This is a genomic window from Pseudomonas quebecensis, from assembly GCF_026410085.1.
Classification (GTDB): Bacteria; Pseudomonadota; Gammaproteobacteria; order Pseudomonadales; family Pseudomonadaceae; genus Aquipseudomonas; species Aquipseudomonas quebecensis.
Genome location: NZ_CP112866.1, coordinates 1,012,362 through 1,025,667 on the forward strand (window position 1 = coordinate 1,012,362; position 13,306 = coordinate 1,025,667).

Below are 13,306 nucleotides of genomic sequence, written 5' to 3' on the forward strand. Positions count from 1 at the left end.
CTGCAAGCGGGCGCGGTATGTCTTGACGCTTGTAGCTTGCCGCTTGTAGCTGCCTTCAGTCTTACTATTGGATTTCCCCATGAGTTCTGTTGCTGTGTTCAGCAAAGCCTCGCCGTTCGATGCACTGCAGCGCTGGCTACCTAAACTGGTGCTGGCGCCCAGCATGTTCATCGTGCTGGTGGGCTTCTACGGCTACATCCTGTGGACGTTTGTACTGTCGTTCACCACGTCTACATTCCTGCCCAGTTACAAATGGGCCGGTCTTGCGCAATACGAGCGGTTGTTCGACAACGATCGCTGGTGGGTAGCGAGTAAGAACCTGGCGCTGTTTGGCGGCATGTTCATCGGCATCACCCTGGTGATCGGCGTGACACTGGCGATTTTCCTCGACCAGAAAATCCGCCGCGAAGGCTTTATCCGCACCATTTACCTGTATCCGATGGCGCTCTCTATGATCGTCACCGGTACCGCCTGGAAATGGCTGCTCAACCCGGGCATGGGCCTGGACAAACTCCTGCGTGACTGGGGCTGGGAAGGTTTCCGCCTGGACTGGCTGATCGACCCGGACCGCGTCGTTTACTGCCTGGTGATCGCGGCTGTATGGCAAGCCTCGGGCTTCATCATGGCGATGTTTCTCGCTGGCCTGCGTGGTGTTGATCAATCGATCATCCGTGCGGCCCAGATCGATGGCGCCAGCCTGCCGCGCATCTATTGGAGCGTAGTGCTGCCCAGCCTCCGTCCGGTGTTCTTCAGTGCGGTGATGATCCTGGCGCACATTGCGATCAAGAGCTTCGACCTGGTGGCGGCCATGACCGCCGGCGGCCCGGGCTACTCGTCCGACCTGCCCGCGATGTTCATGTATTCGTTCACCTTCAGCCGTGGCCAGATGGGCATGGGCTCGGCCAGTGCAATCCTGATGCTCGGTGCGATCCTCGCGATCATCGTGCCTTACCTCTACTCCGAGCTGAGGACCAAACGTAATGACTAGTTTCGCTTCCAAACCTTCCATCAGCCTGAGTCGCATCGCGATCTACGCAGTGCTGATCCTTGCGGTGCTGTTGTACCTGGTGCCGCTGGTGGTGATGCTGCTCACCAGCTTCAAGACCCCGGAAGACATCAGCACCGGCAACCTGCTGAGCTGGCCGACCGTGGTTTCCGGCATCGGCTGGGTCAAAGCCTGGGATACCGTGGATGGTTACTTCTGGAACTCGATCAAGATCACCGTTCCGGCCGTGCTGATCTCCACCGCCATCGGCGCGTTGAATGGCTATGTGCTGTCGTTCTGGCGCTTCCGGGGTTCGCAGCTGTTCTTCGGTTTGCTGTTGTTCGGCTGCTTCCTGCCGTTCCAGACCGTGCTGCTGCCGGCATCGTTCACCCTCGGCAAGATGGGCCTGGCCAGCACCACCACGGGCCTGGTGTTTGTGCACGTGGTCTACGGCCTGGCGTTCACCACGCTGTTCTTCCGTAACTACTACGTGAGCATCCCGGATGCGCTGATAAAGGCCGCACGCCTGGACGGTGCGGGTTTCTTCACCATTTTCCGTCAGATCATTCTGCCGATGTCGACGCCGATCATCATGGTCTGCCTGATCTGGCAGTTCACCCAGATCTGGAACGACTTCCTGTTCGGCGTGGTGTTCTCCAGCGGCGACTCGCAGCCCATCACGGTGGCACTGAACAACCTGGTCAACACCAGCACCGGGGCCAAGGAATATAACGTGGATATGGCGGCGGCGATGATCGCCGGGCTGCCGACCCTGTTGGTCTATGTGATCGCAGGCAAGTATTTCGTGCGCGGCCTCACGGCCGGCGCGGTCAAGGGGTAATCATGGCTACGCTTGAACTTCGCAATGTAAACAAGACCTATGGCGCCGGCCTGCCCGACACCTTGAAGAACATCGAACTGTCGATCAAGGAAGGCGAATTCCTGATTCTGGTCGGCCCTTCGGGTTGCGGTAAATCCACGCTGATGAACTGCATCGCCGGCCTGGAGACCATCACCGGCGGCGCGATCATGATCGGCGATCAGGATGTCAGCGGCATGAGCCCCAAGGATCGCGACATCGCCATGGTGTTCCAGTCCTACGCCCTGTACCCGACCATGAGCGTGCGCGAGAACATCGAATTCGGCCTCAAAATCCGCAAGATGCCCCAGGCCGATATCGACGCCGAAGTGGCGCGCGTGGCCAAGCTGCTGCAGATCGAACACCTGCTCAACCGTAAGCCGGGCCAACTCTCCGGCGGCCAGCAACAGCGCGTGGCCATGGGCCGGGCCCTGGCGCGTCGGCCGAAGATCTACCTGTTCGACGAACCGCTGTCCAACCTCGACGCCAAGCTGCGTGTCGAGATGCGCACCGAAATGAAGTTGATGCACCAACGCCTCAAAACCACCACGGTTTACGTGACTCACGACCAGATCGAAGCGATGACCCTGGGCGACAAAGTGGCGGTCATGAAGGACGGCATCATCCAGCAATTCGGTACGCCGAAAGAAATTTACAACGACCCTGCTAACCTATTTGTGGCAAGCTTTATCGGTTCACCACCGATGAACTTCGTTCCTATGCGTCTAAAACGCAAAGACGGAAGGCTGGTGGCGCTGCTCGACAGCGGCCAGGCTCGTTGCGAGTTGCCGCTGGGCATGAACGACGCCGGGCTGGAAGACCGCGATGTGATCCTGGGCCTGCGCCCGGAGCAGATCGTGCTGGCGGCGGGCGAGGGTAACGGCTCGTCGAGCATTCGTGCCGAAGTCCAGGTCACCGAGCCCACCGGCCCGGACACCCTGGTATTCGTGCAGCTCAACGACACCAAGGTCTGCTGCCGCCTGGCGCCCGATGTGGCGCCGCAGGTGGGCGAGACCCTGACGCTGCAGTTCGACCCGGCCAAGGTCCTGCTGTTTGACGCCAACACCGGCGAGCGCCTGGGCACAGTCGCCGCATTGCCGGTACCGGGGCACGCCGACAACGTGACCCAGTTCAAGGGCCGCTGAGTAAGATAAGTTGTTGTTTTAGTTAAAAAATGTAACCCGCGTTAGATAAAAACAGTTTAATAACAATAAAGACGAGGATGTAGGGATGAAAAAGCAGCACAACAACACTCGGCTGATCTGCCAACTGTCAGCAGCAGCAGCCCTGGTATTGTCCGCCAATGCGATGGCGGCCGATGCCTTCAGTGCCGACTCCAAGTGGATGACCGGCGATTGGGGCGGCGAGCGTACCAAGCTGATCGAGCAAGGTATCGACATCAAGGCCGACTATGTCGGAGAGATGGGCTACAACGCCCACGGCGGTTACAACAACGACAAGACCGGTCGCTACTCCGACCAGTTCGGCCTTGGCGTGGCACTGGACCTGCAAAAACTGTGGGGCTGGGATAACACCCAGGCCAAGATCCAGCTGACCAATCGTAATGGCCAGAACATTTCCAACGACCGTATCGGCGACCCACGTGCCGGCACCTTGAGCTCGTCGCAGGAAGTGTACGGCCGTGGCCACATGGTGCGTTTGACCCAGTTCTGGATCCAGCACCAGATGTTCGACAACAAGTTGGACGTAAAACTGGGCTACTTCGGTGAAGGCGAAGACTTCAACACCTTCCCGTGCGACTTCCAGAACCTGTCGTTCTGCGGCTCCCAGGTCGGTAACTACGTCAACACCTGGTACAACTGGCCAGTCAGCCAGGCGGCTATCCGCGTGAAGTACAACATTACGCCTGAGCTGTACGCCCAGATCGGCGCCTACAACCAGAACCCATCGCAGCTGGAGCATGGCAATGGCTTCAAGCTCAGCGGCAGCGGCACCAAGGGTACTGTGATCCCGGTTGAATTGGTCTGGTCGCCGAAGGTGAATAACCTGCCGGGCGAATACCGTGTGGGTTACTACAAGAGCGCAGCCGATGCTCCGGACGTGCGTAAGGACGTCAACGGTGGCGATGCGGTCCTCAGTGGCGCTGACTTCCGTACCCGCAGCAGCAAGAAAGGCTACTGGTTCGTTGCGCAGCAGCAACTCACCACCCATAACGGCGACGCGTCGCGCGGCCTGAACATCGCAGCCAACGCCACCTTCCACGACAAGGAAACCAACCTGGTCGACAACTATCAGTCGCTCATGCTGGTGTACAAAGGCCCATTCGATGCGCGTCCAAAAGACGACGTCGGCATTGGTGCCGCGCGTCTGCATGTCAACAACGACGTGAAGCGTAACTCTGAGCTGCTCAACGCCGCGAACGGTGTCAGCGATTACGACAACCCGTTGTACACGCCGATCCGCGAAACCGAATACAACTTCGAACTCAACTACGGCTTCCACGTCACCAACTGGCTGACCGTACGCCCCAACCTGCAATACGTCGTGCAACCTGGCGGCGTGGACAAAGTCGACAACGCGCTGGTGGCTGGCCTGAAAATTCAGTCTCAGTTCTAACGCTGGTGCGATAAGCTCCTTCTCTCTGTGCGCATTTTGCGGATAGCCATGGCTATCCGCTTTTTTTTGCGCAGCACTGTGATACAGGACCGTGGCACATGCCTGAGCATCCGCTGCAACGCTTTTTCAAATCTCTGCGCCCGCGCCCCGTGTTTGCCTGGGAGCGCTTTCAGATGCGCGATGTATTGGTGATCGACCATCCGCTGTGCCAGGCGGTGTTCAGTCGCCAGGGCGCGCAACTGCTGCATTTTCAGCCCCGTGGCCAGAAACCCTGGCTATGGTGCGCGGCCAAGTGGCCGCAGGTCGGCGCCATTCGTGGCGGCGTGCCGGTGTGCTGGCCCTGGTATGGCCGCCACCCCAGCGAAAACGCCTGGCCGTCCCATGGCTGGGCCCGGCTGATCGACTGGAAGCTGCTCGACAGCAGCAACGACGACGAAGGCGTGCGCCTGCACTGGCAGTTGCAACTGTGTGACTGGCAGGTGGACCTGCACGCGCACCTTGGCGAGACCCTGGAATTGCGCCTGAGCACCGAGCATCAGGACGAACTGCCATGCCAGTTGAGCCATGCATTGCACGCTTACTGGCGTATTGGTCACGTCGACGAGATAGCGCTGTCTGGGCTCGACGGTGCGCAAGGTTACGATCAGCTCAATCGCCAGGTGTGTCAGCAGGAGGGCGAGTTGCGCGTGGAGGGCGGATGTCAACGGGTGTTTCAGCACGAGGGCGAACTGCACCTCAAGGATCACGCCTGGCAGCGCGAACTGTGCATCGATACTGGCGAGAGTGCCGACACCGTGGTGTGGCATCCGGGCAGTCGACCATTGTTGGGCGTGAGCTTTAACGAGGCGTCAGGGTTTGTGTGCGTGGAGTCGGCGATGGCCGGGGCGAGCCTGGCGCCGGGGGAGAGGGCGCACCTGAGTTTGCAGGCTCGGGCTGGAGTTTAGCGTTGTTGCTTATGGCCTTATCGCGGGCAAGCCCGCTCCCACATTTGGAACGCATTCCCCTGTGGGAGCAGCTGGCTTGCCCGCGATGGCGGCGGTATTGCTGGTAGCGATTGGAGCTTAGTTAAACTCATCCCCCACCGGATACCGGCTGTCATTCAAGCTCTCTTTGATCTTGCGCAAATGCGGCTGGAAATCCACGCCGCGGCGTAACGTCATGCCGGTGGCCAGCACGTCCAACACCGTCAGCTGAATGATCCGCGACGTCATCGGCATATAGATGTCGGTGTCTTCCGGCAATGGAATATTCAGGCTCACGGTACTGGCCTTGGCCAGTGGCGAGTTCTCGGCGGTTACACCCAGTACCGATGCACCGTTTTCCCGCGCGATGCGCGCCACTTCCACCAACTCGCGGGTACGCCCGGTGTAGGAAATGATCACGAACAACTCACCGGTATGCGCCACCGAGGCGATCATGCGCTGCATCAGCACATCGGCATGGGCGGTGACCGCCAGGTTGAAACGAAAGAACTTGTGCAAGGCATCCATCGCCACCGGGGCCGAAGCACCGAGGCCGAAGAAGTGGATCTGCCGGGCCTGAATCAGCAAATCCACGGCCTTGCTGATCAGGTTAGGGTCCAGGGCCTGGCAGGCGCTGTCCAGGGAGGCGATGGCGCTGCCAAAGATCTTCTGGGTGTAGGCTTCGGGGTTATCATCGGCTTCCACGGCGCGGCTGACGTACGCCGCGCCACTGGCCAGGCTTTGCGCCAGCTGCAATTTGAGTTCAGGGTAACCGCTGACGCCAAATGAGCGGCAGAAACGGTTGACCGTCGGTTCACTGACCGAGGCGGCCTGGGCGAGGGCGGCGATCGAGAAGCGTGTGGCCTGCTGCGGGTTGAGCAGGATGACTTCAGCGACTTTGCGCTCTGCCTTGTTCAAGTCTTCGAGGCGGTTCTGGATCTGCTCCAGAAGATTTCGCACGCGGTCCATTCAGTCTTTCCTTCGGGCGACGATGCAAATTAAGGCCGGCAAGCAATCGACGAGCGGCCTGTTGCGGTGGCCTATCCTACTGAGGGTAGCTGAACACCACCACACGCAATGCGTATTTCGGGAAAATGTTGTGGTTATTACTACATTTTTCCTTGAGTGATACCTTGAAAAAAGGTATTTGTAGCTTAACTTGATAAAAGAACAAACATCATGCCTTCGATAACCGTAGAACCCTGCACCTTTGCCCTGTTTGGCGCCTTGGGTGATCTGGCGCTGCGCAAGTTGTTTCCTGCCCTGTATCAGCTTGATGGTGCCGGGCTCCTGCACGATGACACACGCATCCTGGCCCTGGCCCGTGAAGCCGGTTCCGAGCAGCAGCACCTGGCCCATATCGAAAAAGAACTGCGCAAGTACGTCGGCAAGGAACTGGACGAGAGCATCGCCCAGCGCTTTCTGGCGCGCCTGACCTATGTTCACGTCGATTTCTTGAAAGCCGACGACTATGTGGCCCTGGCCGAAAAGGCCGGCACCGAACAACGCTTGATCGCTTACTTCGCCACCCCGGCGGCGGTGTATGGCGCGATCTGCGAGAACCTGTCCAAGGTCGGCCTGGCGGACAACACCCGTGTGGTATTGGAAAAGCCGATCGGTTCGGACCTGGAGTCCTCGCGCAAGGTCAACGACGCCGTGGCGCAGTTTTTCCCGGAAAACCGCACCTATCGCATCGACCATTACCTGGGCAAAGAGACCGTCCAGAACCTGATCGCGCTGCGTTTCGCCAACAGCCTGTTCGAAACCCAGTGGAACCAGCACTACATTTCCCACGTGGAAATCACCGTGGCCGAGCAGGTCGGCATCGAAGGCCGCTGGGGTTACTTCGACAAAGCCGGCCAGCTGCGTGACATGATCCAGAACCACCTGTTGCAGCTGCTTTGCCTGATCGCCATGGACCCACCGGCCGACCTGTCCGCCGACAGTATCCGCGACGAGAAGGTCAAGGTGCTCAAGGCCCTGGCGCCGATCAGCCCGGACGGTCTGACCACCCAAGTGGTGCGTGGCCAATACATCGCCGGCTACAGCGCCGGCAAGCCGGTGCCCGGATACCTGGAAGAAGAGAACTCCAACACTCAGAGCGACACCGAAACCTTCGTCGCCCTGCGGGCCGATATCCGTAACTGGCGTTGGGCCGGAGTGCCGTTCTACCTGCGTACCGGCAAGCGCATGCCGCAAAAACTGTCGCAGATCGTTATCCATTTCAAGGAACCGTCCCACTATATCTTCGCTCCCGAGCAGCGCCTGCAGATCAGCAACAAGTTGATCATCCGCCTGCAGCCGGACGAAGGGATTTCCTTGCGTGTAATGACCAAGGAACAGGGGCTGGACAAGGGCATGCAACTGCGCAGCGGCCCGCTGCAACTGAATTTTTCCGATACCTATCGCAGCGCGCGCATCCCCGATGCCTACGAGCGTCTGCTGCTGGAAGTGATGCGCGGCAATCAGAACCTGTTTGTTCGCAAAGATGAAATCGAAGCCGCGTGGAAGTGGTGTGACCAGTTGATCGCCGGGTGGAAGAAATCCGGTGATGCGCCCAAGCCGTATGCAGCGGGCTCCTGGGGGCCGATGAGCTCCATTGCACTGATCACGCGGGATGGGAGGTCGTGGTATGGCGATATCTGAATTGAAACTGCCGCAAGGCGTCAACGCTCATGAGTACCGTACGCCTGCGTTGCTGGCGGACGGCCTGGCCAACGATGTGGCCGAGCAACTGCGCACGGCCATCAGTGCCCGCGGCGTCGCGACCCTGGTCGTATCCGGTGGGCGCAGCCCGGTGGCGTTTTTCCAGAACCTGGCCAAGCAGGGCCTGGACTGGTCGAAGGTCACCATCACGCTGGCCGACGAGCGCTGGGTACCGGTGGAACACGCCGACAGTAACGCCGGCCTGTTGAAGAAGTACCTGTTGCAGGGCCCGGCCGCCAAGGCGCGGTTCCTAAGCCTGTACAGCGCTGCCGCGAACCTTGAAGAAGCTGCCGAGCAGGCCGACCGCCTGCTGGCCGAACTGCCGGCCATCGATGTGCTGGTGTTGGGCATGGGCGATGACGGCCACACCGCCTCGCTGTTTCCCAACAGCCCGAACCTGAACGAAGCCCTGCAGCCCGACGGTACCCGCCGTTGCTGGCCAATGCTGGCGCCGACCGTGCCGCACCAGCGCCTGACCATGAGTCGCGCGTTGCTGGCCACGGCCCACTACACCGTACTGTCGATCTCCGGCAGTTCGAAATTGACCACCTTGAGCGCCGCGCTGGCCGGAGACGATGTCGCCGCCATGCCGATTCGCGCGTTTTTGCAACCTACTTTAGAGATTTACTGGTGCCCATGAGCCAAGGATCAGCCGCTATGAAAAGCCCACAACCGACCGTGTCCATGGCGGATAAAGTTGCCTTGATCGACAGCCTCTGCGCCAAGGCGCGGATCCTGCCGGTGATCACCATCGCCCGCGAACAGGACATTCTGCCGCTGGCCGATGCCCTCGCGGCTGGCGGTTTGACCGCGTTGGAGGTGACTCTGCGTTCGGAGTTCGGCCTCAAGGCCATCCAGGTCCTGCGCGAGCAGCGTCCTGAGCTGTGCACCGGTGCCGGTACTGTGCTTGATCGTCACATGCTGGAGGCGGCGGAAGTGGCCGGCTCGCAGTTCATCGTTACCCCCGGGATCACCCGCGACCTGCTGGAAGCCTCGGTACACAGCCCGATCCCGCTGCTGCCGGGCATCAGCAATGCGTCCGGCATCATGGAAGGCTATGGCCTGGGCTACCGTCGTTTCAAGCTGTTCCCCGCTGAAGTCAGCGGTGGCGTAGCGGCGATCAAGGCGTTGGGTGGCCCGTTCGGCGAAGTGAAGTTCTGCCCCACCGGCGGCGTCGGCCCGGCCAATATCAAAAGCTACATGGCCTTGAAAAACGTGATGTGCGTGGGCGGCAGCTGGATGCTCGACCCAGAGTGGGTCAAGAACGGCGACTGGGCACGTATTCAGGAAGTCACCGCTCAGGCGCTGGCGCTGCTGGATTGATCTGATTTACCGAATCGTTGTTGCTGTGCTTAACGGCATTTTTGCGGTGCACTTGGTCGGTGTACCGCTTTTTTTTGCCTGCAATAACGCCAAGCTCGCTTCTAACGAGGGCGGTGGTGCAGTTCGGTGATGGCATGGATCAGATGATGGATGTCGGCCACCGAGGTGACCAACCCCGGTGTGACCCGAATGCACGTCCCGAACGATGCCCCGACGCGCGTCGTGGTGAAGAGGTTGTAGTCCTTGAGCAAACGCTCCGCCATCGCCTGCTGGTCACGACCGCTGAACTTGAAAGCGGTAATCCCGCAATACAACCTTGGATCGTCCGGCGTCAGCACCTCGATCCCCGGCAATGCCCGCACCTGGCTCACCCACACATTGCGCAGGTAATTGACCCGCGCGCCCTTGGCTGCCGCGCCGCCCAGCGCCCGATGCTCGTCCAGTACCCGCGGCAGGGTCATCAGCGCCGGAAAGTTCGGCGTGCTGTAGGAGGTACGCGCGCGTACATCGGTGGTCGGGTAGTGAAATTCGCCCATGTCCGTGTCGATATCGGCCAGGCGCTCCGGCGCGATGTATAAAAAGCCCAGGGTCAACGGCGCGCCGATCCACTTGTGCAGGTTGAACCCGGCGAATTGGATGCCCAGTTCGGCGAGGTTGAAATCGATCTGGCCCAGGGCGTGGGCACCGTCGAGGATCACGTCTACGCCGTGGGCCCGCGCAGCCTGAGCAATGTCGGCTACCGGCATCACCAGCCCGGTGCGATGGGTGACGTGGGTCAGAGCCATCAGTTTGAGGCGCGGGTGTTGGGCGAAGGCATCGCGATAGGTCTGTAGCAGGCTGTCGAAACTGGCCGGGTGGGTGTGGGACAGTTCGACAACCTCCACACCGCGATGCGCCGCCAGCCAGCGCATGGCGCCCTTGACCGTGTCGTACTCCAGGTCGCTGATCAGCACCTGGTCGCCCGGCTGCAGGCGATTGTAATTGCGGATCAGCGACTGCAAGGCTTCGGTGGCGTTGCGGGTGAACGCCACCGACTCGGGGTCCACTTCGATCAAGGCGGCGAGCTGGCGCCGGATCTCGACGCTCTCGCCTTGTTCAAAGCGCTGGCGCACATACACCGCATTGCTGCGGTTGATAAACGCTACATGCTCCAGGTATTGCGCCTGGACCGCACGGCTCATGCGACCAAAGTAGCCATTTTCCAGATTGATCGGGCCTGGCTCACAGTCATAGCGCTGGGCGATGGCTTGCCAGTGCGCTTCGTTATCGGCATTGCAGGGCATGGGCGTGGGCTCTTAATGGCGTGGGGCGGGTTTGCCGTGCTTGGCGCGCAGTGGGTCGAGCAGTTCTGACAGGCCGTTGTGGTCGATTTCCTGCATCAGTGCCAGCAGACCGCCCAGTTCGCCGTGGGGGAAACCTTCACGGGCGAACCAATTCAGGTAAGGGCCGGGCAGGTCGGCGATGATCCGGCCCTTGTATTTGCCGAAGGGCATTTCGCGGGTGACCAGCAGTTCCAGCTTTTCCGGGTTCATGGGCGTCAGGCAGTTACGAGGTTGGTCTTGGAAAATACAGGCATTCTGCATGAAGGCCAAATGACAGATCATGCAAATAACGTAGATACAGATGGTTCAATATTTCGTAACTATTTGAATTTAAACAATAAAGTTATTTTTCAAAACCTGGCACGAGCGCTGCAATCATTAAGACAACCTTTCTCAACCCACATAAGGAATTGAAAAATGACTGACATCAACAAAGAATCGATCTCTGTACTGAACGACCTGATCGAAACCAGCATCGACGGTCAAAAAGGTTTCAAAGAGTGCGCTGAAGACATCAAGCACCCAGAACTCAAGGCGCTGTTTGCCAAGCGTTCTGCTGATTGCGCCACCGCTGCCGCCGAGCTGAAAACCGCCGTGCGTGCCCTGGGTGGTGATCCGGAAGATTCCGGCAGCGTTGCCGGCGCACTGCACCGTGGTTGGGTCGACGTTAAGTCGATGGTGACCGGTAAAGATGAAGAGGCTGTGCTGAACGAAGCCGAGCGCGGTGAAGACCACGCACTCAAGGCTTACCGTGAAGCGATCGAGAAGATCAACAAGCACAACCTGCTGGGCATTCGTGACCTGGTTGAGCGTCAGTACCATGGCGTACAACGCAATCACGACCAAGTGAAAGCCCTGCGTAACCAGGCTCGCGCTCAGTCGTAAGCTTACCGCGTAGTAAACGGGGAGGGGGCTTGCTCCCGATAGCAGTGAATCAGTCGATGTTTAATGACTGACTTACCGCAATCGGGTGCAAGCCCCCTCTCACATTTGTATTCAGCCGATGCTGATCGGCGGCAGTTCGGTCAGGGTCACCACCTGCTGTTTACGCGGTGCGAGGATCTCCGCCTCGCCATCCACCACCAGCTCATCGCGCTGGTTGAACACACGGGTGGCAATGCGCACGCGGAACTTGGGTAGTTTTTCCAGGATTTCCAGGCGCACGGTCAAGGTGTCGCCAATCTTCACCGGCTTCTGGAAACTCATCTGCTGGCCGATGTAAATGGTACCCGGCCCAGGCAACTCACAGGCGACCGCTGCGCTGATCAGTGCGCCGCTGAACATGCCGTGGGCGATACGCTCCTTGAACATGGTCGCCTTCGCGTATTCCGCATCCAAATGCACCGGGTTGTGGTCACCGGACATGGCGGCGAACAGCTGGATATCGCGCTCTTCAACGGTTTTGCTGTAGCTGGCGGTCTGGCCGACTTCAAGGGCTTCGTACGGGGTATTGGTAACCTGGGTCATCTCAAGGTGCATCCTGTAGATAATCGGTAATTTTTTGATTTCAAAGGAAAAGTTATTCGCAGCGGGGCGGCCGATGCAAGCTCAGGGCGTGGTCCAGCCATGTCAGTACATCCGCCGTGACTTGCGAACGATTGGTTTCGTTGAACACTTCATGACGCGCCTGCGGGTAAATAGTCAGCTGCAGGTGCTGGCAGCCGGCCGCTTGCAGGGCCTGGGCCAGGTGGGTGAGACGCTTGCCCTCACTGACCGGATCACATTCGCCGCCCATTACCAGAATCGGCAGGCCCGGATCGATCTGCCGCAGGTTGGACGCTTTGCTGATCTGCTGCAAGCCGCCGAGCAGGTCCACCCACAATTGGTTGGTGCAGCGAAAGCCACAGAGTGGATCGTTGATGTACTTATCCACCTCGTCCGGGTCGCGGCTGAGCCAGTCGAAAGCTGTGCGATTGGGTTTGAATGCTTTGTTGAATGAGCCGAACGACAGAAAGTCAATCAGCGCGCTGCGACCGCGCACGCCTTGGCGCAGGCGTTCGGCGCGAGCGATCAGGCGGGCGGCGCGGTACAGCGCCACCGGCTGGAAATTCGACCCGCTGAGAATCGCCCCATGCAGGCTGGCGCTGTGGTGCAGCAGGTACGCCTGGGCGATGTAGCTGCCCATGCTATGCCCCAGCAGCACGATCGGCAGCCCCGGATGCTGTTGGCCGATGTGCTGGTTGAGGCTGGCCAGATCGCCCACCACTTTGCTCCAACCGTCGCGCTCGGCGAACAACCCCAGAGTACCTTCATCGGCGGTCCGGCCATGACCGCGCTGGTCCGGCGCGTACACGCCGTAGCCCGCGTCGCACAGCGCCTGGGCCAGCCGCGCATAGCGCCCGCTGTGCTCAGCCATGCCATGGGACACCATCACCACGGCCTTGATCGGAGCCTGCGGCATCCATTGATTCACGTAGAGACGAGTGTGATCGTTGGCGGTCAGCCAGAAGGTGGACGGGTTCATGGCGATTCCTTTGCTCCGGGTCGTTGCAGTGTATCGCTGATCGGGTGAGGGGCGGGGTATCTGCCTGCGCATCAGCGGCAAGATTCATACAATCAATGACACAGTTCA

At 59.8% G+C, this 13,306-nt stretch carries 14 protein-coding genes; 9 read left to right on the forward strand and 5 right to left on the reverse strand.

What is annotated here, in order from left to right; genetic code table 11:
- Window positions 1-79: 79 nt before the first annotated feature.
- The 5 genes from OSC50_RS04790 (at window position 80) to OSC50_RS04810 (ending at window position 5,365) form a co-directional block, all read left to right on the forward strand.
- Complete coding sequence (locus tag OSC50_RS04790) at window positions 80-988, forward strand: carbohydrate ABC transporter permease (protein WP_003175732.1); 909 nt, start codon at window positions 80-82, stop codon at window positions 986-988.
- The gene (locus OSC50_RS04795) at window positions 981-1,826 is read left to right on the forward strand and encodes a carbohydrate ABC transporter permease (protein ID WP_253509105.1); all 846 of its coding nucleotides are present in this window, start codon (window positions 981-983) and stop codon (window positions 1,824-1,826) included. Before OSC50_RS04790 ends, OSC50_RS04795 begins: the two co-directional genes overlap by 8 nt.
- A gap of 2 nt (window positions 1,827-1,828) precedes the next feature.
- Window positions 1,829-2,989, forward strand: coding sequence for an ABC transporter ATP-binding protein (locus tag OSC50_RS04800; protein WP_181080114.1), 1,161 nt, complete (start codon window positions 1,829-1,831; stop codon window positions 2,987-2,989).
- Between the two features lie 85 nt (window positions 2,990-3,074).
- Window positions 3,075-4,421: a carbohydrate porin gene (locus tag OSC50_RS04805; RefSeq protein ID WP_181080115.1), complete on the forward strand. Its 1,347-nt coding sequence runs from the start codon at window positions 3,075-3,077 to the stop codon at window positions 4,419-4,421.
- A gap of 98 nt (window positions 4,422-4,519) precedes the next feature.
- Entirely contained in the window at window positions 4,520-5,365 is an 846-nt protein-coding gene (locus OSC50_RS04810; protein ID WP_266246506.1) for a D-hexose-6-phosphate mutarotase, read from the forward strand.
- Window positions 5,366-5,482: 117 nt separating this feature from the next.
- On the opposite strand, the gene OSC50_RS04815 is transcribed toward OSC50_RS04810, so the two are convergent.
- Window positions 5,483-6,343 carry a MurR/RpiR family transcriptional regulator gene (locus OSC50_RS04815; protein ID WP_181080168.1) on the reverse strand — a complete coding sequence of 287 codons (861 nt, stop codon included), beginning with the start codon at window positions 6,341-6,343 and terminating at the stop codon, window positions 5,483-5,485.
- A gap of 219 nt (window positions 6,344-6,562) precedes the next feature.
- Here OSC50_RS04815 and zwf point away from each other — a divergent pair, with 219 nt between their 5' ends.
- Genes zwf through OSC50_RS04830 form a run of 3 tightly spaced genes read left to right on the forward strand, consistent with a single transcriptional unit; the run spans window position 6,563 to window position 9,412 of the window.
- Complete coding sequence (zwf, locus tag OSC50_RS04820) at window positions 6,563-8,029, forward strand: glucose-6-phosphate dehydrogenase (protein ID WP_181080117.1); 1,467 nt, start codon at window positions 6,563-6,565, stop codon at window positions 8,027-8,029.
- Window positions 8,016-8,729, forward strand: a complete 714-nt coding sequence (pgl, locus tag OSC50_RS04825; RefSeq protein ID WP_253509101.1) for a 6-phosphogluconolactonase — start codon at window positions 8,016-8,018, stop codon at window positions 8,727-8,729. Before zwf ends, pgl begins: the two co-directional genes overlap by 14 nt.
- A gap of 17 nt (window positions 8,730-8,746) precedes the next feature.
- A complete protein-coding gene (locus OSC50_RS04830; protein WP_026067364.1) occupies window positions 8,747-9,412 on the forward strand; it encodes a bifunctional 4-hydroxy-2-oxoglutarate aldolase/2-dehydro-3-deoxy-phosphogluconate aldolase in 666 nt (221 codons plus the stop codon).
- Window positions 9,413-9,513: 101 nt separating this feature from the next.
- Here OSC50_RS04830 and OSC50_RS04835 read toward each other — a convergent pair whose 3' ends face one another.
- Window positions 9,514-10,695, reverse strand: coding sequence for an aminotransferase class V-fold PLP-dependent enzyme (locus OSC50_RS04835; protein ID WP_253509100.1), 1,182 nt, complete (start codon window positions 10,693-10,695; stop codon window positions 9,514-9,516).
- A gap of 12 nt (window positions 10,696-10,707) precedes the next feature.
- Window positions 10,708-10,944: a DUF3820 family protein gene (locus OSC50_RS04840; protein WP_181080169.1), complete on the reverse strand. Its 237-nt coding sequence runs from the start codon at window positions 10,942-10,944 to the stop codon at window positions 10,708-10,710.
- Window positions 10,945-11,151: 207 nt separating this feature from the next.
- On the opposite strand from OSC50_RS04840, the gene OSC50_RS04845 reads away from it, so the two are divergent.
- Window positions 11,152-11,619, forward strand: coding sequence for a ferritin-like domain-containing protein (locus tag OSC50_RS04845; RefSeq protein ID WP_003175720.1), 468 nt, complete (start codon window positions 11,152-11,154; stop codon window positions 11,617-11,619).
- Between the two features lie 111 nt (window positions 11,620-11,730).
- Here OSC50_RS04845 and OSC50_RS04850 read toward each other — a convergent pair whose 3' ends face one another.
- Together OSC50_RS04850 and OSC50_RS04855 are read right to left on the reverse strand one after the other, a co-directional pair.
- The gene (locus OSC50_RS04850) at window positions 11,731-12,201 is read right to left on the reverse strand and encodes a MaoC family dehydratase (RefSeq protein ID WP_003175719.1); all 471 of its coding nucleotides are present in this window, start codon (window positions 12,199-12,201) and stop codon (window positions 11,731-11,733) included.
- Between the two features lie 52 nt (window positions 12,202-12,253).
- Window positions 12,254-13,198 (reverse strand): alpha/beta hydrolase, encoded by a 945-nt coding sequence (locus OSC50_RS04855; RefSeq protein WP_181080120.1) that lies wholly within the window; start codon window positions 13,196-13,198, stop codon window positions 12,254-12,256.
- Window positions 13,199-13,306 lie beyond the last annotated feature (108 nt).